The 20525-nt window shown below is 73.9% G+C and carries 16 protein-coding genes; 11 read left to right on the forward strand and 5 right to left on the reverse strand.

The window, feature by feature from the left end:
• Positions 1-43: 43 nt before the first annotated feature.
• Positions 44-1411: a UDP-glucose dehydrogenase family protein gene (locus tag IEY73_RS19365; RefSeq protein WP_189080659.1), complete on the reverse strand. Its 1368-nt coding sequence runs from the start codon at positions 1409-1411 to the stop codon at positions 44-46.
• Positions 1412-1508: 97 nt separating this feature from the next.
• On the opposite strand from IEY73_RS19365, the gene IEY73_RS19370 reads away from it, so the two are divergent.
• Positions 1509-2996, forward strand: a complete 1488-nt coding sequence (locus IEY73_RS19370; RefSeq protein ID WP_229715968.1) for a sensor domain-containing diguanylate cyclase — start codon at positions 1509-1511, stop codon at positions 2994-2996.
• A gap of 78 nt (positions 2997-3074) precedes the next feature.
• On the opposite strand, the gene IEY73_RS19375 is transcribed toward IEY73_RS19370, so the two are convergent.
• Positions 3075-4226 carry an acyl-CoA dehydrogenase family protein gene (locus tag IEY73_RS19375; RefSeq protein WP_189080660.1) on the reverse strand — a complete coding sequence of 384 codons (1152 nt, stop codon included), beginning with the start codon at positions 4224-4226 and terminating at the stop codon, positions 3075-3077.
• On the opposite strand from IEY73_RS19375, the gene IEY73_RS19380 reads away from it, so the two are divergent.
• The gene (locus tag IEY73_RS19380; protein ID WP_189080661.1) at positions 4225-5718 is read left to right on the forward strand and encodes a glycine--tRNA ligase subunit beta; all 1494 of its coding nucleotides are present in this window, start codon (positions 4225-4227) and stop codon (positions 5716-5718) included. The two genes, IEY73_RS19375 and IEY73_RS19380, sit on opposite strands and share 2 nt — an antisense overlap.
• Here the strand turns inward: IEY73_RS19380 and IEY73_RS19385 are convergent.
• Positions 5696-6490, reverse strand: coding sequence for a DUF6392 family protein (locus IEY73_RS19385; protein ID WP_189080662.1), 795 nt, complete (start codon positions 6488-6490; stop codon positions 5696-5698). The two genes, IEY73_RS19380 and IEY73_RS19385, sit on opposite strands and share 23 nt — an antisense overlap.
• A gap of 296 nt (positions 6491-6786) precedes the next feature.
• On the opposite strand from IEY73_RS19385, the gene IEY73_RS19390 reads away from it, so the two are divergent.
• Complete coding sequence (locus IEY73_RS19390) at positions 6787-7929, forward strand: glycerophosphodiester phosphodiesterase (RefSeq protein ID WP_189080663.1); 1143 nt, start codon at positions 6787-6789, stop codon at positions 7927-7929.
• On the opposite strand, the gene IEY73_RS19395 is transcribed toward IEY73_RS19390, so the two are convergent.
• Positions 7916-10648, reverse strand: coding sequence for a LuxR family transcriptional regulator (locus IEY73_RS19395; protein WP_189080664.1), 2733 nt, complete (start codon positions 10646-10648; stop codon positions 7916-7918). The genes IEY73_RS19390 and IEY73_RS19395 overlap by 14 nt on opposite strands.
• Before the next feature lie 179 nt (positions 10649-10827).
• On the opposite strand from IEY73_RS19395, the gene IEY73_RS19400 reads away from it, so the two are divergent.
• From IEY73_RS19400 to IEY73_RS19435, 8 genes are all read left to right on the forward strand, one after another.
• Positions 10828-11493, forward strand: coding sequence for an esterase/lipase family protein (locus IEY73_RS19400; protein WP_189080665.1), 666 nt, complete (start codon positions 10828-10830; stop codon positions 11491-11493).
• Between the two features lie 209 nt (positions 11494-11702).
• Positions 11703-12575 carry an FAD binding domain-containing protein gene (locus IEY73_RS19405; RefSeq protein ID WP_189080666.1) on the forward strand — a complete coding sequence of 291 codons (873 nt, stop codon included), beginning with the start codon at positions 11703-11705 and terminating at the stop codon, positions 12573-12575.
• Between the two features lie 5 nt (positions 12576-12580).
• Complete coding sequence (locus IEY73_RS19410; RefSeq protein WP_229715969.1) at positions 12581-13039, forward strand: (2Fe-2S)-binding protein; 459 nt, start codon at positions 12581-12583, stop codon at positions 13037-13039.
• Complete coding sequence (locus IEY73_RS19415; RefSeq protein ID WP_189080667.1) at positions 13036-15423, forward strand: aerobic carbon-monoxide dehydrogenase large subunit; 2388 nt, start codon at positions 13036-13038, stop codon at positions 15421-15423. The genes IEY73_RS19410 and IEY73_RS19415 overlap by 4 nt, the downstream gene beginning before the upstream one ends.
• An 8-nt stretch (positions 15424-15431) precedes the next feature.
• Complete coding sequence (locus IEY73_RS19420; protein ID WP_189080668.1) at positions 15432-16292, forward strand: XdhC family protein; 861 nt, start codon at positions 15432-15434, stop codon at positions 16290-16292.
• Between the two features lie 5 nt (positions 16293-16297).
• Positions 16298-17152, forward strand: a complete 855-nt coding sequence (locus IEY73_RS19425; RefSeq protein ID WP_229715970.1) for an AAA family ATPase — start codon at positions 16298-16300, stop codon at positions 17150-17152.
• Positions 17149-18078, forward strand: coding sequence for an SRPBCC family protein (locus tag IEY73_RS19430; protein ID WP_189080669.1), 930 nt, complete (start codon positions 17149-17151; stop codon positions 18076-18078). The genes IEY73_RS19425 and IEY73_RS19430 overlap by 4 nt, the downstream gene beginning before the upstream one ends.
• Before the next feature lies 1 nt (position 18079).
• Positions 18080-19351, forward strand: coding sequence for a vWA domain-containing protein (locus tag IEY73_RS19435; protein WP_189080670.1), 1272 nt, complete (start codon positions 18080-18082; stop codon positions 19349-19351).
• Here IEY73_RS19435 and IEY73_RS19440 read toward each other — a convergent pair.
• Entirely contained in the window at positions 19308-20264 is a 957-nt protein-coding gene (locus tag IEY73_RS19440; protein WP_189080671.1) for a LysR family transcriptional regulator, read from the reverse strand. The genes IEY73_RS19435 and IEY73_RS19440 overlap by 44 nt on opposite strands.
• Between the last annotated feature and the right edge of the window lie 261 nt (positions 20265-20525).

Below are 20525 nucleotides of genomic sequence, written 5' to 3' on the forward strand. Positions count from 1 at the left end.
CCGGCCGGGCGATGCGGAGCGACGAGCCGTCGGCGCGCGCCGGTCAGGCGCCGGTGATGGACAGGTAGCGGTAGCCCATGCGTTCCAGGCGGCCACGGTCCAGGGCGTGCCGGCCGTCCAGCACCACCGGCTCGCGCATCAGCCCCACGTATTTCTCCCAGTCCAGGTCGAGGTACTGCGACCACTTGGTCACCAGCACCACGGCGTCACTGTCGTCGAACACCTCGTCCAGGGTGTCGCACAACCGCGGGGCCAGATCCGGCTGCTCGCGGCGGAACCGCTCGCCGGCCACCGGGTCGTGCAGGCTGACCCGGGCGCCGTGCGCGATGAGCTGCCGGGCGACGTCCACCGCGGGCGCGTCGCGCAGATCGTCGGTGTCCGGCTTGAAGGCCAGGCCGAGCAGGCCGATCCGGCGTCCCTTGAGGATGCGCAGCTCCTGGAGCAGCCGGTCCACCACAGCGCGCCGCTGCTGCTGGTTGACCGTGCGGGCGGCGGACACGATCGGCATCTCGTGGTGGTAGTCGCCGGCCGTGGTGATCAGCGCGGCCGTGTCCTTGCCGAAGCAGGAGCCACCCCAGCCGACGCCGGGTTCCAGGAACCGCGGTCCGATCCGGGCGTCCAGGCCGATGCCCCGGGCCACCTGCATGACGTCCGCGCCGACCTTGCCGGCCACCACGCCGATCTCGTTGATGAAACTGATCTTCGTGGCCAGAAACGCATTGGCGGCGTACTTGATCAGTTCGGCGGAGGCCAGGTCGGTGGAGACCATCGGCACCGCGCCCAGCTCCGCGGGCCGCGGCAGGAACGTGGGCGGGGTGAACGTCTGGTTCAGGATCACCCGGTAGAGGCGGTTGAGCACATCGAGGCTGCGGGGGTTGTCCGAGCCGATCACGATCCGGTCCGGGTAGAGCGTGTCGAAGATCGCCTGGCCCTCGCGGAGGAACTCCGGGTTCGAGGCGACCGAGAACTCGCCCGCCGGGCGCCGGCCGTGCTGGCTCTCGAACGCCTCGCGCAGGATGGCGTCCACCCAGTTGCCGCTGCCGATCGGGACGGTGGACTTGTTCACCACCACGGTGAAGCCGCCGGCCACGCAGCGGCCCACGCTGTCCGCCGCGGACCGCAGGTATCGCAGGTCCGGGTTGCCGTCCGGCAGCGAGGGCGTCTGCACGGCGATGAACACCACGTCCGCGCCGGGCACCCCCTCGGCGTAGTCGGTGGTGAAGGTGAGCCGCTCGGACGCCTCCGCGAGCAGGGCGTCCATGTGCGGCTCGTAGATCGGCGGCCGACCGGACCGCAGCGACTCGACCTTGTCCGGGTCGTGATCGACACAGACCACGTCGTGCCCCAGGTACGCCAGGCTGACACCCGTGGTGAGCCCGACATAACCGGTACCGGCGACGCACACTCTCATGCTTGGGGTCCCCTTTCCGCCCTCTCTCCGGCGGACACGGTAGCCGACGCCGCCACTATCCCTCATGCGCAGCGTCTCGCCGCCGATGTGTGCGGCCGTGACCACAGGCATCGAGGTGAGGCCGGCACCGGCCGTCGCGGACCCCCAGGAGGCCTTGCTCGCCGAGCTCATCTCGGTTCTCGCGCGGGACACTCCGTCGGTCGCACACCTGGCCGGCGTGGTCCGTAACCATCTGCAGCCACTCGGGCTGCGCGAGATCATGGTCTGCACCCTGGACCCGGAGGACGGGCGGCTCACCCCGGTGATCGGGACCAGCGACGCCGCCCGGGACCTGATGCTGGCCGGGCGGGTGTTCCGCACCCCGGCGGGCGGCAAGCCGGTCGTGGACGGTGACCGTACGGCGATCCGGTTGCGCATCGGCGGCCAGACCGTGGGCGTGCTGGTGCTGCACGGCGACGGCCTGGAGGCCCTGCGCCACGACGTGGTGGCCACCGTCGCCCTGCATTTCGGCACCATCCTGCAGAGCCTGGCCGCCGAGCGGCAGCGGCGTTTCATCACGCACGTGGGCAACACCATCCGGGTCCTGTTCGAGCAGGGCACCCGGGCCGCCAGCGTGGTCGAGGCCGGCGGGGTGCTGGCCCGTGCGGTCTCCGACGCGTTCGGCACCGAGATCGCGGCGCTGGCTCTGGTCGCGGCGGACGGGCGCATCGAGCACACGGTGACCGTGGGGCTGCCCCCGGAGCAGAGCGCCGCGCTGTCCGGCGACGTGGCCGGCACACCCGCACGGGCGTACCCGCTGTGGCGTGCCGTGCAGGACAAGAACGGGCCGGTGCTGGTCGCCGACGCGGCTGCCGGCCCGTCCCCGGCCGGCGGCATGGTCCGGGCCCTGGGCCTGCGCTCCTACCTGGCGGTGCCGCTGATGTCGGCGAGCGGTCAGGTCGGCATGGTGGTGTGCGGGGATCAGAGCAGCACCCGCGACTGGAGCCCGCACGACCGGGTGCTGGCCGCCCAGATCGCCGCCGAGGGCGCGCTGATCGTGGAGGGCGCGCGGCTGCGTCAGGCCGAGCGCAGCCGGGTGGCCGAGCTGACCCGGCAGGCGTTCCACGACGCGCTCACCGGCCTGCCGAACCGCACACACCTGCTGGAACAGGCGGAGGTGGCGATCGCGCGGGCGGCCGGCGCGGGCACCCGGGCGGCGGTGCTGCTCATCGACCTGGACGGCTTCAAGGGGGTGAACGACACCATCGGCCACCACGCCGGGGACGCCCTGCTGCACGCGGTGGCCCAGCGGTTGCAGGGCACCATGCGCCAGAGCGACCTGGCCGCGCGGCTGGGTGGCGACGAGTTCGCGCTGCTGTTGTCCGACGACCCGGACACCGCCACCGCGATGCTGGTCGCCGAGCGCATCGACGAGCGGCTGCGCCACCCGTTCGACCTGGACGGGGAGCCGGTCACGGTGGGCGCGAGCGTGGGCGTGGCGATGTTCCCCGACCTGGGCACCGACGTGGCGTCGCTGTTCCGGGCCGCGGACGCGGCCATGTACGAGGCCAAGCGCGGCGGCGGCGGGGTGCGGCTCGCGGCGTGAGCGGGCCCGGCGTGAGCGGGTCCGGCTGGAGCGGGCGCGGCTGGAGCGGAGCCGGCGGCCCGGCGGCGCGCCGATCCGTCAGACGAACGCGCTCAGCCCGGTCACCGCACGCCCCACGATCAGCGTGTTGATCTCGCGGGTTCCCTCGTACGAGTACAACGCCTCCGAGTCGGCCACGAACCGGCCGATGTCGTAGCCGAGCACGATCCCGTTGCCCGCCAGCAGCTCACGCGCCCAGCCCACGACCTCCCGCATCCGGGTCGTGCAGTACGCCTTGGCCAGCGCCGAGTGCTCGTCACGGTACTGCCCGGCATCCTGCAACTGGGCCAGACGCACCACCATGCCCAGCGCGGCGGTGGCGTTGCCGAGCATCCGCACCAGCAGGTCCTGCACCAGTTGGAAGCTGCCGATCGGCCGGCCGAACTGCTCCCGCTCACCCGCATAGCGCAGCGCGATCTCGTACGCGGCGAGCATCACCCCCACCGCCTGCCAGGCCACGCCGCTGCGGGTCTGGCGCAGGATGGTCGCGGTGTCCTTGAAGCTGTGCGCGTTCGCCAGCCGGTCCGACTCGCTCACCCGGCAGTCGGTGAGGGTGATGTCGGCGTTCTGCACGATCCGCAACGCGATCTTGTCCTCGATCTTGGTGGCCGCGAAACCCGGATTGTCGCCGCGCACCACGAAGCCCTTCACCTGGTTGTCCGCCTCGTCGCGGGCCCACACCACGATCAGGTCGGCGAACGTGCCGTTGCCGATCCACCGCTTGGCGCCGTTGAGCACCCACGCGTCGCCGTCGCGGCGGGCGGTGGTGCGCAGCCCGGCGGCCACGTCCGACCCGCCGTCCGGCTCGGTCAGCGCGAACGCCCCGATCTGGTCGAACGCGGCCATCGGCGGCAGCCAGCGTTCCTGCTGCTCGGGCGAGCCGCAGGCGGCCACGCTGCCCATCGCCAGCCCGGAGTGCACCCCGAAGAAGGTGGCCATGGACGGGTCCGTGTGCGCCATCTCCAGCGCGATCCATCCGGACAGCAGCGACGAGTGCGGGTGCCCGGCGATGCCCAGGTCGGCGTACCTCTTGACGAGGTGCGCCGGGAACTCGGCACGGGTCCAGCAGTCGTTGGCGATCGGCGCCACCTCGGCGCGCAGGAACGCCCGCAGGCGTTCCACCACGACGCGTTCGTCGTCGGTCAGCAGATCCTGCATCTGGTAGAGGTCACCCGCCAGTACGTCGGTCATGGGTGACACCTACCCCGCCAGCGCGAACATAGACTTCTGGGCCATGCTCACCCTGCAGGAGGCGGCGGCCCGGCTGACCGCGTACTGGACGGACGAGGGTTGCCTGCCGCCCGACGGTTCGATGAACGCCCGAGCCGCAGCGGGCACGCCGGACACGACGGCGGCGACGTTCCTGCTGACGCTCGCCCCGGAGGCGGGCGACGCGCAGGGTCCGGGTGACGCCCAGGATCTCTGCCTGGGCAGCCTGTGCGCGCTCGGGATCGACGTGGCCGCGCACGACGTGCGGTTCGTGGCCGACGACTGGCCCTCCCCGGCGTCCGGCGAGCCCGGCCCGGCCTGGACGGTGTGGCTGGACGGACTGGAGATCGGCCAGGTCGCCTGCGTCGCGCCCGGCGACGGGCGGACCCCGCAGGCCGGCACGGTACGGATCACGTACGCCCTGGATCGGATCGTCACCGCCCGGCAGCGCGCGCGGCACACCGCGGACCTCGAACACGCCGCCGCACCCGCCGCCGCCGTCCCCGCCCCCGCGCCCACCTCGACCACCAGCGACCGGGCCCGCACGCTGGTGGTCGAGGTGGGCGTCGCGGAGATGCCCCCGGCGCAGGCGCGCACCGCGGTCGAGCAACTGCGCCGGGGGCTGGCCGACGCCCTGGCCGCGAACCGCCTGGCGCACGGCGAGGTGCACGGCTTCGTCACCCCGCGACGGCTCATCGCCGTGGCCGACGCCGTGGCGGCGCGCCCGTCACCGACCGGCCGGGACGCCCCGCGGGTGCTGGCCGGCGCGGTGGACCGGGCGGCCGGCGCGGTGGACACGGCGGCCGGCGCGGTGGCCCAAGTGGCCGGCGCGGTGGCCCAGGCGATCGGCGGAGTGGCCCAGGCGATCGGCGGAGTGGCCCGCTCGGGCGGCGGAGTGCCCGGCGACGGCGGCACGAGCGGGCACGACGCACCGCGGCTCACGCTCACCCGGCCGGTGCGCTGGCTGGTCGCGCTGTGGGGCCACGACGTCGTACCGGTCACGGTGTCGTCGTTCCCGGCCGGCCGAGGCACCCGTGGCCCGCGCACCGCGGACCGGCCGGTGCTGGAGGTGGCATCGGCCGAGACGTTCATGGAGACGATCGCGGTCAACGGCGTGGTCGCCGACCCGGAGGACCGCCGCGACCTGATCATGGTCGGCGCGCAGGACCTGGTCTACCCGGACGGCCGCATCGACGCCGTCGCGGACAGCGCCCTCATCGACCAGATCAGCCACCTGGTCGAGCAGCCGGTCCCGCTGCTCGGCACCTTTGACCCGGACCACCTGGAGCTGCCGGAGGCGGCGCTCACCGCGGTGATCCGCGAACAGCAACGTTGCCTGCCGGTCCGCGACGCCGACGGGGTGTTGCTGCCCTGGTTCGTGGCGGTGGCCGACGGGCCGGTGGACGTGCCGCTGGTGCGCGCGGGCAACGAAGCGGCGCTGCAGGACCGGCTCACCCGCGCGGCGGCGGGGTGAGGGTCAGCCGAAGCAGGCTCTCCCCGTCCAGGTCGTACTGTGCCCGCAGCACGTGGCTCGCCAGCACCCAGCGGTCCCACGGGCCGTGGTCGCCCAGGAACCGGTCACGCTGCGGGTCGCCGCTGTGCTGCGGGCGGCCCAGGTTCGCCCACAGCGCCGCCCGCCGGGGCGCGACCCCACCCGCGCCGGGCATCTCACCGGCGAAGTGGGCAAACCCGTCGTCGCCGTGGAAGTGCAGGAACACCGCGGTAATGGTGCCGTGTGCATCGGCCGCGATCTCCACGCCGACGTCGCGCGCCTGATAGGACCTGGACAGCCGGAATCCGGCCGGGGGCAGCAGGCCGTAGGCGCGACAGATCCGCTGGGTACGGTCGTGCAGCACGCTGCTGCCCAGCAGATCGGTCAGGTCGGCGGGCCGCACGGCCGGGGCCGCTTCAGGCTGGACCGGCTCGGGCTGGACCGGCTCGGGCTGGACCAGATCGGGCTGGACCAGATCGGGCTGGACCAGATCGGGGGCGGCGGTCTGCGCCGGGCCGCCCGGCGGGGGAACCCCGGCGGCACGGCGGCGCGTCGGGTCGAACAACGGATCGTTGGACCCGCCCGCCGGGCCGGGCTTGAGCCCGTAGCGACCCTCGCCCCGCTGATGACGCGGATCGCCGGTGCGGTCCGTGGCGCGCCGGACTCCGTCGGCACCGTCCGCAGGGCGCCGGACTCCGTCGGCACCGTCCGCAGCGCGCCGGACTCCGTCGGCGCGACGCTCCAGAAATCCCATGACAACACTCCACGAATGCGTTCCCTGGACCGGGGTTTCACGGTGAGCGCTTGGGCCATGACTCTAAGCGTGTCGCGGCGATGCCTGTTTCGGGTAAACGGGCAGCGAACCCCGCCTTCCGGGCGAGTGCCCCACACCAACCGGCGATCATCGTCCGGGCTTCGTCACCTCGCACGCTTCGATCAGCCCGCGTTCGCGGACGCGCCATGCCCCCGTCGCCACCCGTACGGATCGATCGAGTCCACTGCCTGCGGGAGCCCGGCGAGGGACGCCGGTGCCGCTCCCGTGGAGGAGCCATGGCAGATCGCCGACAGGTGCTGCGGATCGCCGTGGCGGGCGCCGCCGCGCCCGCCCTGACCGCCGTCGCCGCGCAGGGCGCGCAGGCCGCCCCGCGGGCATCGGGGGCGTCGGCGCATCACCGCCGGCCGCTGGTCGTCGGCCACCGCGGGGCGGCAGGCTACCGGCCCGAACACACCCTGCCCTCGTACGAACTGGCCGCCCGGATGGGCGCCGACTACATCGAACCGGATCTGGTCATCACCGCCGACGGGGTGCTGGTGTGCCGGCACGAGCCGGAGATCGGCGGGACCACCGACGTGTCCACCCGCCCCGAGTTCGCGTCCCGGCGGCGCACCGTGGTGCTCGACGGCACACCGGTCACCGGATGGTTCACCCACGACTTCACGCTGGCCGAGCTGAAGACGCTGCGCGCGGTGGAGCGTCTTCCCACGGTACGCCAAGAGAACACCCTCTACGACGGGCTGTTCCCGGTGCCCACCCTCACCGAGGTGCTGGACCTGCGCGCCCGGCTGTCCGGCGAACTGGGCCGGGAGATCGGCGTCTTCCCGGAGACCAAGCACCCCACCTACTTCCGCGGGCTCGGCCTGGACCTGGAGACGCCGCTGGTGCGGACGCTGCGGCGGTACCGGCTGGACCGGCCGGGAGCGAAGGTCTTCGTCCAGTCCTTCGAGTTCGCCAACCTGCGAATGCTCCGGACCGCGTACCGGCTCCGGGTCCCGCTGGTGTTCCTGACCAGCGCGAGCGGCGCGCCCTACCACGACCCGCGCTCGTACGCGGACTATCTGACCCCGGCCGGGCTGCGCCGGCTGTCCCACTGGGTGGACGGCATCGGACCGGACAAGAACCAGGTCATCGCCCGGGACGCGACCGGCGCGCTGGCCGCCCCGACCGGGCTGGTGGACCGGGCACACGCCGCGGGGCTGCAGGTCATCCCGTACACGTTCCGGGCGGAGAACCAGTTCCTGCCGACCGACTACCGGCGCGGCGACGACCCGACCGCGTACGGGCGGGCGATCGACGAACAGATCACCTTCCTGCGTACCGGGCTGGACGGGCTGTTCACCGACCAGGCCGACATCGGGGTGCTGGCCCGCGACCTCGCGTTCGCCGACGCGAGGGAGCACGTCACGACGTCATGAGATGCGCCAGTTCGGTGCGGCTGCGCACACCCAGCCGGGCGAACACGTTGCGTAGGTGATGGTCGACGGTCCGCGGACTGAGCAGCATCTGCTCGGCGATCTCCCGGTTCGTCGCGCCCCGGGCCACCAGCGCGGCGATGCGCTCCTGCTGGGCGGTGAGCGCCCGGCCCCCGGGCGGCGGCTGCGCCACATGGTCACCGGCGGCGCGCAGCTCGCGGTCCGCCGCCTCCGCCCACGGCACCAGCCCGAGCAGGTGAAAGGTGCCGGCCGCGTCGCGCAGATGCTCGCGTGCCGCGACCGGACGGCGGCGACGCAACCGGCGCCCGTACAGCAACTGGGTGTGCGCCCGGGGGAAATCCGCCCCGTCGGCCCGGTGCTGGCGCAACGCCTCGGCGAAGTGGTCATCGGCGTCCGCGGCGTCCGCGGCGCGCAACGCCCGGCAGCGTTCCCGCAACGCCAGCCACGCCGGTCGGCCGGTGTACCCGGTCCAGGCGTCGAACGGCGGCATCACCTGCGCTTCCCAGGCCGCCTCGCGACCCGGCGGCGGCCCGCCGTCCGGCTCGCCGCCACCGCCGCCGCTGCTGCCGGTCTGCGGCGGCGGGCCGGCCGGTGCCGCCCAGCCGGCCAGCGCGGCGGCCTCGACCAGGTGCGGCGTCGCCGCGACCTGCATCACCACGTTGCCCCGCCCGGCCGGGGCGGCGACGATGCCGAGCAGCCGGCGCACGGTGGCGCGCGGTCGCCCGGCCACCAGATCCAGCAACGCCAGCGCCCACTCGCAGAGCGCCCGCGCCTGCCCCGGCCCGCCCGCGTCGTCCCGGGCGCCGGCCTCGCGCACCCGCTGCGCACAGCCCGGTTCGTCGCCGGCCAGCGCGGCGAGCACCGCCAGAATGCTCAGATGGGTGGAGGCCAGCGCGGGCTGGCCGGTGGCGCGTGCCAGCCGCGCGCCCTCGGCCGCCGAGGCCGCGGCGGACCCGTGATCGCCCAGCGCCAGCGCGGCGAACGCGGCGGTCTCCCGGCTCCGCGGGACAAGCGCGGGTTCGCCACGGGCGGCGGCCAGCCCCGCGGCCCGCACGGCCAGGTCGCGCGCCGCGGCGTCGTCGCCGGTGAACAGCCCGGCGGTGGCGGCCCGGTTCACCGCCACCGGGTCGTCCACCCGGCCGCCCAGATCCACCACCCGGCGCAGTTCGGCGAAGGCACGCGGGTGGTCGCCCCGGAACATCGCGTCGAGGCCGTCGACGTACGCGAACGCCACGGCGGCCCCGTCCGGCTCGGCGCCGCGGCGCAGCGCACGCACCGCGTCGGCGACCTCGCCGTACCGGTCGTGGCACCCGGCCAGCGCGTACCCGTCACCGGCGCGCAGCAGCGCGTCAAGCGCCGCGGCCCGGTCGTATCCGGCGAGGTGGCGAGCCATCCGCAGGAGGTCGCCGGGCGGGACGGATCCGCCGGCGTACCGGGCGACGGCGTCCACGGCACCCGCTTGCCGGCCGGCGCCGCTGCCCTGCCGCGCAGCGCGGCGGGCCCGCTCCGCCCGGCGTGTCATCAGGCCCGCGCGGTGCGCGAACCCCGCCAGCCAGGCATGGTCGGCCCCCGCGACAAGCGCGGACACGGCCACCGGCGCGCGCACGGTCAACTCCGCCGCCCGCGCACACGCGTCGGCCGCGTCACCGTGGTCGCCGGCGCACGCCGCCGCCTCCACCAGCTCGGCGGCCAGCCGTTCGTCCGGTCCCGGCACCGACCACGCCCGGTGCAGCAGCGCGGGCAACCGCCGCCCGCGCCGCCGCATCACCCGCGCCAGCACCGCGTGCGCCCACCGGCGGTCCGCCAGCGGCGCGCCGTGGTAGACGATCGCGCGCAGCACCGGTTCCCGGAACCGCACCACCGGACCCGCGGTGTCGATCAGCCCGGCTGCCTCCGCGGGCGCCGGCACGCTCAGGCCGACACCCGCCGCGGTGCACGCCGCATCCCATTCGTCCACGCTGAGCGTGCGGGCCGCCGCGGCGATCACCAGCAGGCGCCGGGCCGGGTCACCCACGGCGGCGAGCATGTCCCGGTACGCCTGATGCACCGCCCCGGACGCGGGCACCACGCAGGGCGGCGGGGCGTCGCCGCGGCGCTGCTCCGGGGTGAGCGCCCCGGCCAGCTCGCACAGCGCGCCCGGATTCCCGCCCGCGGATTCCAGCAGCGCGGCCACCACGTCCGGGTGGACGTCGGGCGCCCGCGCCAGCACCAGGTCGCGGCACTCATCGTCATCCCACGGGGCCAGCCGCCGGGTCGGCAACCCGGTCGGCGGGTACCCGTCGGGCACCGAGGCCACCACGGCGACCGGCTCGCGGCCGATGCGGTGCGCGGCGACCGCGACCGCGGCCCAGGACGGGCGGTCGAGCAGGTGCGCGTCGTCGAGCAGGACGAGCACCGGGCGATGCCGGGCCGCGGACCGCAGCAAACTCAGCAGCGCCATCCCGGCCTCTTCGGCACCGTCGTGCCGGTCTTCCGCGGCGTCGCCTCCGGTCGCCAGAACGCCCGCCAGGGCCGCGCGGAGCCGGTGCAGCGCGGCGCAGGCGTACCCCGCCTCATCCCGGTGCCCCGGAACAGTCAGCACGATGCGGTCCCCGGCGGCCGCGTCGCCCGCCGCGCGCAGGAGCGTGCTCTTGCCCGATCCCGGGCCGCCGGCAAGCACCAGGACGCCGGAAACAAACTGCACGCATGATGCAACTTCCATGGCCAAAGTTTAGACGGTCATCGATGCGTTGACCCCTCCCTTCCACCAGCCGCCCGCACGGCCGCCCGGCGGACGCTCACTCCGCGTGCCACCACCAACCGACCGGCGATTTCGCCGATGTTTCCGTGCGATTACGCGCCGAGACTCCGTGGTACCCCCGACCGCTCGATGGAGGTTCCATGCGAAGGATCGTGACACTCCTGGCCGTCTGTCTGGCCGCCCTGCTCCTCGCGCCGGCCGCGCCCGCTGCCGCCGCCCCCGGCACCCCGGTGATCTTCGTACACGGGTTCAGCGGCAGCGCCTCCAACTGGATCACCGCCGAGTCCGTCTTCCGCGCCGGCGGCTACTCCAGCAGCGACCTGTACGCGTACGAGTACGACTCCTACGGCGACAACGTGGACAACGCGCGCGGCCTCGCGACCTATGTGAGCATGGTGCGGGCGCGCACCGGTGCCGCCAAGGTGGACATCGTGAACCACTCCATGGGCGGCCTGGTCAGCCTCTGGTACCTCAAGGAGCTGGGCGGCTCCGCGTACGTGAACCATCTCGCCTCGCTGGCCGGCGCCAACCACGGCACCACCGCGGCCAGCACCTGCCTGGCGTTCCGCACCTGCCAGCAGATGTACCCGGGATCGTCGTTCATCAACACGCTCAGCGCCGGTGACGAGACGCCGGGCAGCACCCGGTACGCCACCTGGTACTCCCCCTGCGACGGCGTGATCATCCCGTACACCAGCACCCGGCTGTCCGGCGCCACGAACAACTATGTGGCGTGCGAGACCCACCTCGGATATCTGACCGACACCACGATTCTGAGCCGCGTGCGCAGCTTCCTGGCGAGCTGACCCCGGACTCCGATCCGCCGGCCGCACACCGCGACCGGCGGATCAGCCTGCCCGCACCATGATCCAGCCGGCGGCGCGATCCGGCCGACGATCAACCTAAGGGATCCCTTAATCCGCTGTTGACATCCCCTGTGGCCCGCGACACATTCGGCGCACGGCACGGCGATCACGAAACGCCGCGGCAACGCGACCGAAAAGGGGGTGTGCGCATGCAGGTGCCGGCCCCGTTCGAGTACCGGCGGGCGGAGAGCGTCGACCAGGCGCTCGATCTCATGACACGGCTCGGCAGCACGGCTCGGCTGGTCGCCGGCGGGCACAGCCTGCTGCCGATGATGAAGCTGCGCCTCGCCGTCTTCGACTATCTGATCGACATCAACGACCTGCACGGCGAACTCGGATACATCGTGGTCGGCCCGGAGACGGTGCGCATCGGCGCGCTCACCCGGCACCGGGAACTGCTGGAGTCGGCCGAGCTCGCCGCCGCGTTCCCGATCTTCGCCGACGCGGAGCGGGTGATCGCCGACCCGGTGGTGCGCAACCGCGGCACGCTGGGCGGTTCGCTGTGCCAGGCGGACCCGTCGGAGGACCTGTCCGCGGTGTGCACCACGCTGAACGCGAGCTGCGTGATCCGGGCACCGGGCGGCACCCGCACGGTGAGCATGGAGGACTTCCACCGCGGACCGTACGAGACGGCGGTCGGCGACGGCGAGATCCTCACCGAGATCCGCATCCCGGTGCGCGAGCGCGGCAGCAGCGCGTACGAGAAGGTGGAGCGCCGGGCCGGCGACTGGGCCGTCACGTCCGCCGGGGCGGCGCTGTGGCTGAACCCGGACGGGACCATCGCCGACGCGCGGGTGGGGCTGGCCGCGGTCGGCCCGAACACCACCGGCATCCCGGCGATCTCGCAGGCGCTGCGCGGCCGGCAACCGTCGGAGGACGCCTGGCAGGAGGCCGCCGCGCTGGCGAGCCGGCACTGCGATCCGGCCACCGATCAGCGGGGCAGCGCGGACTACAAGCGGCATCTGGCCGGCGAGCTGACCCGGCGCACGCTGCGCCGCTGCGCGCAACGGATCGAGGGGTGAGCTGAGTGCAGATCACGATGACCGTGAACGGCGCGGAGGTGACGCGGCAGGTCGAGGACCGGATGCTGCTGGTGCACTTCCTGCGCGACGTGCTGGGTCTGACCGGTACGCACTGGGGCTGCGACACCAGCAACTGCGGCACCTGTGTGGTGTGGCTGGACGGCGAGCCGGTGAAGTCGTGCACGGTGCTGGCCGCGATGGCCGGCGGGCACGAGGTGCGCACCGTGGAGGGCCTGGCCGACGGGGCGGAACTGGACCCGGTGCAGAAGGGCTTCATGCAGTGCCACGGGCTGCAGTGCGGGTTCTGCACGCCGGGCATGATGATGACCGCCCGCGCGCTGCTGGACCGCAATCCGGACCCCACCGAGCAGGAGATCCGCGAGGCCATCTCGGGGCAGATCTGCCGGTGCACGGGATACGCGACGATTGTCCGATCGGTGAGATGGGCGGCGGTGAACTCATGACCACCACGGCACACCGGGTGGAGCCGGAGAACAACGATCACAAGCCGCTGGGCCACGGCCGGATGCTGCGCAAGGAGGATCCGCGGTTCGTGCGCGGGCGCGGCCGGTACGTGGACGACGTGCAACTGCCCGGCATGCTGCACCTGGCGATCCTGCGCTCGCCGGTGGCGCACGCGCGGATCGTCTCCATCGACGTCACCGCGGCGCAGGCCTCCCCCGGCGTGCGCGCCGTGGTCACCGGGGAGGCGCTGGGCGAGCAGGGCCTGGCCTGGATGCCCACGCTCTCCGGCGACGTGCAGGCGGTGCTGGCCACCGACAAGGTGCGCTTCCAGGGCCAGGAGGTCGCCTTCGTGGTGGCCGACGACCGGTACGCGGCCCGGGACGCGCTGGAGCTGATCGACGTCGAGTACGACATGCTCGACCCGGTGATCGACGCGCGTACCGCGCTCGCCCCCGAGGCACCGGTGATCCGCGATGATCTGGACGGCAAGTCGGACAACCACTGCTTCGACTGGGAGACCGGCGACGCGGAGGCCACCGAGCGGGTGTTCGCCGCCGCGGACGTGGTGGTCAGCCAGGACATCGTCTATCCGCGCGTGCACCCGGCACCGATGGAGACGTGCGGCGCGGTGGCCGACTTCGACCCGGTGGAGGGCAAGCTGCGGCTGTGGTCCACCACCCAGGCGCCGCATGCGCACCGCACCCTGTACGCGATGGTCGCCGGCCTGCCCGAGCACAAGATCCAGGTGATCTCGCCGGACATCGGCGGCGGCTTCGGCAACAAGGTGCCGATCTACCCCGGTTACGTGTGCGCGATCGTCGGCTCGATCGTCACCGGCAAGCCGGTGAAGTGGATGGAGGACCGCTCGGAGAACCTGATCAGCACCGGGTTCGCGCGCGACTATGTGATGCGCGGCGAGATCGCCGCCACCCGCGACGGCAAGATCCTCGCCATCCGCACCAACGTGCTGGCCGACCACGGCGCGTTCAACGGCACCGCCGCGCCGGTGAAATACCCGGCCGGCTTCTTCGGCGTGTTCACCGGCAGCTACGACCTGCAGGCCGCGTACTGCAAGATGACCGCGGTCTACACCAACAAGGCGCCCGGCGGCGTCGCGTACGCGTGCTCGTTCCGCATCACCGAGGCGGTCTACCTGGTGGAGCGGATCGTGGACTGCCTGGCGTACCGGCTGGAGATGGACCCGGCGCAACTGCGGCTGAAGAACCTGCTGCGCCCCGAGCAGTTCCCCTACACCACCCGGACCGGGTGGGTGTACGACTCCGGGAACTACGAGCCGACGATGCGCCTGGCCATGGAGATCGCCGGGTACGAGGAGCTGCGCCGCGAACAGGCCGAGAAGCGGGAGCGCGGCGAGCTGATGGGCATCGGGATCGCCTTCTTCACCGAGGCGGTGGGCGCCGGCCCGCGCAAGGACATGGACATCCTGGGCCTGGGCATGGCCGACGGGTGCGAGCTGCGGGTGCACCCCACCGGCAAGGCCGTGGTGCGGCTGTCCGTGCAGACCCAGGGCCAGGGCCACGAGACCACCTTCGCGCAGATCGTGGCGGAGGAGATCGGCATCCCACCGGACGACATCGACGTGCTGCACGGCGACACCGACAACACGCCGTTCGGCCTGGGCACGTACGGCAGCCGGTCCACGCCGGTGTCCGGTGCCGCCGCGGCGCTCGTCGCCCGCAAGGTGCGGGACAAGGCGCGGATCATCGCCTCCGGGATGCTGGAGGTGTCGGTGGCGGACCTGGAGTGGCGCAAGGGCGCGTTCCACGTCAAGGGCGACCCGGGCCGGTCGGTGACCATCCAGGATGTCGCGATGCGCGCGCACGGCGCCGGCGACCTGCCGGACGGCATCGAAGGCGGCCTGGAGGCGCAGATCTGCTACAACCCCTCCAACCTCACCTATCCGCACGGCGCGTACATCTGCGTGGTGGACGTGGATCCGGGCACCGCCCAGGTGAAGGTGCGCCGGTTCATCGCCGTCGACGACTGCGGCACCCGCATCAATCCGATGATCATCGAGGGCCAGGTGCACGGCGGGCTGACCGACGGCGTCGGCATGGCGCTGATGGAGATGATCGCCTTCGACCCGGACGGCAACTGCCTGGGCGCGTCGCTGATGGACTATCTGATCCCGACCGCGCTGGAGGTGCCGGACTGGGAGACCGGCTTCACCGTGACCCCGTCCCCGCACCACCCGATCGGCGCCAAGGGCGTCGGCGAGTCCGCGACCGTCGGGTCGCCGCCGGCGATCGTGAACGCCGTGGTGGACGCGCTCAAGCCGTTCGGGGTCAGCCACGCCGACATGCCGCTCACCCCCTCGCGGGTCTGGGACGCGATGCGGGGCGCCGCCCGCCCGCCGATCTAGGGGGCACGGTGACCTCCATCGCCGAGCGCGCGGACGCGCTCACCCGGCAGCGGCGGCCGTTCGTGCACGCCACGGTGGTCCGTGCGCAGGCGCCGTCGTCGGCGCGGCCGGGCGACGACGCGGTGATCCTGGACGACGGCTCCATCGAGGGGTTCGTCGGCGGCCACTGCGCCGAGGGCTCGGTGCGGGCCGCCGCGCTGGAATCCCTGCGCGGTGGCCGCACGCTCCTGCTGCGGGTGCTGCCCGAGGACGGCGCGGCCTTCCCGGAGACGCCCGGGGCGCAGGTGGTGGTGAACCCGTGCCACTCCGGCGGGGCGCTGGAGATCTTCCTGCGCCCGGTGCTGCCGCCGCCGGTGCTGCGGCTGTCCGGCGACACCCCGATCGCCGCGGCGGTCGCCACGCTTGCCGCGTTCCTGGACTTCGAGGTGGTGCGCGACGGCGGGTACGCGGGCGCCACCGCGGCCGTGGTGGCCGGCATGGGCACCGCGGAGCCCGAGGCGATCCGCGGGGCGCTGGACGCCGGGGTCGGATATGTGGCCCTGATCGCCAGCCACACCCGCGGCACGGCCCTGCTCGACGAGATGCAGCTCAGCGACGACGACCGCCGGCGGGTGCACACCCCGGCCGGTCTGCCGCTGGGCGCGCGCACCGCCCCGGAGATCGCCCTGTCGGTGATGGGCGCGATCGTCCGTGCGGTACGCACGGAGGGGCTGACCGCCGCCACGGCGGCCCCTCCGACGTACCCGCAACCGCAGACCGATCCGGTGTGCGGGATGACCGTGATACCCGGGCCGGACACGCCGCACGCCGACGGCCGGTGGTTCTGCGGCCCGGGGTGCCGCGAGGCGTACCTGCGGCAGGCGGACTGAGCGGCGTGCACGACGCTCACGACGTGCGCCGACGGCTCGGCGAGCAGGGGTACCTGGCCGACGACGGCATGGCCACCGCGCTGTTCCTGGCGCTGCGGCTGGGCCGTCCGGTGCTGCTGGAGGGCGAGCCGGGGGTGGGCAAGACGACCGCCGCCAAGGCGCTGGCGCGGGTGCTCGCGGCGCCGTTCCTGCGGTTGCAGTGCTACGAGGGGCTGACCGCCGCCGAGGCCCTGTACGAGTGGAACTACCAGCGGCAACTGCTGGCCATCCGGCTGGCCGAGGCGCGCCGGGAGACGCTGACCGACGCCGACCTGTTCACCGCGGAGTTCCTGCAGGAGCGGCCGATCCTGCGCGCCGTGCGGCACACCGGGCCGACCCCGCCGGTGCTGCTGATCGACGAGATCGACCGCGCCGACGACGAGTTCGAGGCGCTGCTGTTCGAGTTCCTCGGCGAGGCCGCGGTCACCGTGCCGGAGCTGGGCACGTTCGTCGCGCAGCAGCCGCCGGTGGTGGTGCTCACCTCCAACCGCAGCCGCGAGCTGCACGACGCGCTGCGCCGCCGCTGCCTCTACCACTGGATCGACTATCCGGAACCCGAGCGGGCCGCGGAGATCCTGCGCCGCAATGTGCCGGCCGCCGCCGAGCCGCTCATCGCGTCCGCCACCGCGTTCCTCGGCCACGCCCGCGACCTGCGCCTGGAGAAGCCACCGGGCCTGGCCGAAGCGATCGACTGGGTGGGCGCACTGTCCGCCCTGCACGTCGGCGACCTGGTCCGCGGGGAGGCGCTCGCCACCCTGGGCGCGCTCGCCAAGACACCGGACGACCTGGCCGCCGTCGCCGCCCTGCTGGAGGAGACATGAAAATCAGCAACGAGTTCACCGTGCACACCCCGATCGATCACGCCTGGCAGGTGCTGACCGATCTGGAGGGGATCGCACCCTGCCTGCCGGGCGCCGAGCTGACCGGTGTGGACGGCGACGTCTACCAGGGGCGGGTACGGGTGAAGGTCGGCCCGGTGATGTCCGAGTTCGCGGGCACCGCCCGGTTCGTGGAGAAGGACGACGGGGCGCACCGGGCGGTGATCGACGCGAAGGGCCGCGACCGCCGGTCGGCGGGCAACGCGGCGGCGATGATCACCGCGCGGTTGCGGCCGGACGGCGACGCCACCGCGGTGAGCGTGGACACCGATCTGAAGATCTCCGGCAAGCTGGCCCAGTTCGGCAGCGGCATGATCAAGGAGGTGTCGCAGAAGCTGCTGGGCCAGTTCGTGGCCTCGCTGGAGGAGAAGATCGGCGCCGGGACCGACGGCGGCGGCGCGGCTGCCGGTCCGGACGCCGGAGCGGATGCCGGAGCCGGTGCGGGCTCCGATGCCGGATCCGGGGCCACTCCGGTCGCGGGCGGCGCGTCCGCGACCGGCAACCCGGCGGTGAACACCGAACCGGCGGTCACCGCGCCGGGCGGCCAGGCCAGCGCCTTCGCCACCGACGTCGCCCCGGCGGTGGTGGCGACCACGGAGACGGCCGGCCCGGCGGCGGCGGTCGCGGGCGCGGTCGAGCCCACCGCAGCCGGCACCGTCTCCTCCCCCGCCGTCTCCTCCTCCGCCGTCTCCTCCTCCCCCGCCGGCGCCGCCTCCCGCCCGGCGCCCGCCGGCGGGCCCCGGACGGAACCGGAGGCGCTGGACCTGATGGCGCTGGCCGGTGGCTCGCTGCGCAAGCGGCTGGTGCCGGTGGCGGCGGGTGTGGCGGCGCTGCTGGTCGGCATCGTGGTCTGGCGCCGCGTGCGGTGACATGAACGGCCCACCCGGCGGCGAGCGATCACACGGCGGCCCGTCAGACGGCGGCGGCCCGTCAGACGGCGGCGGCCGGTCACACGGCGGCGGCCCGTTGCGGGGCGTGGACCGGGCCGCGTTCGCGGTGGCGCTGGTGCGCCGGTTGCGCGCCGCCGGCGTGCCGGTCGGCCTGACCGGTGCCGGCGACCTCGCCGAGGCGCTGCGGGTGCACCCGCCGGTCACCACCACGGCCCTCTACTGGACCGCCCGGATCACCCTGGTCGGCCGGCACGACGAGATCGCCGCGTTCGACGCGGTGTTCGGCGCGCTGTTCGCCGACCAGAGCCCGCCGACGGGCGCGGCGCGGCGCGGTCCCGCCGCGCCCGGCCGGTTCGCCGCCGCACCCGCCACCGGGCAGGAACCCGCCACCGACGGGGGCGGGCTGCCCTGGGCGACGCTGCCCGCGGTGGTCGCCGAGGCGGACACCGATGACGACACCGGCCCGGCGCTGCCCGAGCGGCGGCCCAGCGCGGTTGAGGCGCTGGCCGACCGGCCGTTCGACGACCTGGACGCGGATCAGCTCGCCCTGCTCGCGCAGTGGCTGCGGGGCTTCGGCACGACCTGGCCCACCCGCCGCACCCGCCGCCAGGCGGCGCACCGGCGCGGCCCGGCGGTGAACCTGCGCGCCACGCTGGCACGGGCGCGGCGCACCGGCGGGGAGCTCATGACGCCGGTCTGCCTGCGACCGGTCCGGGAACCTCGCCGGATCGTGCTGCTGTGCGACGTGAGCCAGTCGATGCAGGCGCAGACCGCGGCGTACCTGCACCTGATGCGCGCCCTGCGGGACCACGCCGACGCGGAGGTGTTCACCTTCGCAACGTCACTGACTCGGATGACCGCCCGCCTCGCGTCCGGGGCCCTGCCCACCGACGTCGCGTCGGACCGGTTCGGCGGCACGCGCATCGCCGCCAACCTGCAGGCCCTGCTCGACTCCCACCACGGCAACCTGGTGCGTGGCGCGGTGGTGGTGATCGCCTCGGACGGCTGGGACAGCGACCCGCCCTCGGCGATGACCACCGCGATGGCCCGGATGCGGCGTCGCGCGTACCGGCTGATCTGGATGAACCCGCGGGCCGGCGAGCCCGGCTTCGCACCGCGGGTGGCGGCCATGGCCGCCGCGCTGCCCTACTGCGACGCGCTGCTGCCCGCCGGGACCTTCCATGCGCTGGCCGAGGTGGTCACCGCGATCAGCTCCACAGTGTCACGTGCACCGCGGGCCGGAACCGGCTGACCGGCACGCCCGCGCCCTTCACCATGGCCTGCACCGCCCGGGGCGTGGCGGTGAACCGGATCAGTTCGGCCGCCGCCGGTGGCGGGTCCGGTTCGGCCAGGGCGACGGCGTGCCACACCCCGTCCAGGTGCAGGTTCGCCCCGGACAACCGGACCAGGCGACCACCGGCCAGGTCCTGGGCGACGGCGAAGGACAGCACCGGGGCGATCCCCTTGTTGCGTTTGGCCTCCTCCACCGCGGCCGCGTGGCTCTGGAAGATCTGCTGGTGCTCCTCGGGCACCCCGAGGCGGCGCAGCAGGGCGGGCACCGCGCCGAGCGACCCGGCGGCGGACGGGCCGAGCAGCCAGGTCTGCTCGCGCACGCGGGCGATGTTCACCGGCGCACCCGCCAGCGGATGCTCCGGACCGGCCACCAGGATCAGATGGATGTTCATCACCGGGCGCACGGCCAGCGGGGTCCCCGGATCCTCCGGGCGCGGGCCGATCGCCACGTCCGCCGCACGGGTGCGCAGCAGCGACACGAACCGGCCCGGGTTGCACACGCTGAGCTCCACGTCCAGGTCCGCGGCGCGAGCCGAGAACGCCTCCAGCAGTCCCGGCGCGGCGTGCTCGGCGAACAGGCTGGACGCCGCCACGCGCAGCAGCCGTCGTCCCTGCCCCGCCTGGGTGACCTCCAGAATCGTGCGGTCCTGCAAGCCGATCAGCTCGGCGGAGCGGCCCGCGAGACGCAGACCGCCGGGCGTGAAGGCGAGACCCGCCCCGGTGCGGTTGAAAAGCTGATCGCCGAGTTCCCGGCGGAGCTGGCCGATGTGCAACGACACCGCCGACTCGGACACCTGTAGTTCCGCGGCGGCCTGCTTGACCGAACCGAGACGCACCACGGCGGCGAACGCCCGTAGCTGAGTCGGCGTCATCGCACCGCACACCGTCTCGTCAAGGCCACCCTCCGCCGGTCCACCTCGACGATAGCGCCTCCGGATCGCCGTGCCGCGCCCGACCAGCGGTCTTTCGGCGAACGCGATCTCTCGGCGGAGGGGGATCGGGTCCGGCCGCCGCCACGTCCGGACCCGATCCCGCCCCTCACCTCCGCCGGTCACCGAGCGGCACACCACAGTCACGTTCCAGCCGGGACTGCGGGGCACGGCGACGGCGCCATGGCCGTGCGGCGGCGACGC

Origin of the sequence: Mangrovihabitans endophyticus, from assembly GCF_014646155.1 — a bacterium.
GTDB classification, from domain to species: Bacteria; Actinomycetota; Actinomycetes; order Mycobacteriales; family Micromonosporaceae; genus Actinoplanes; species Actinoplanes endophyticus.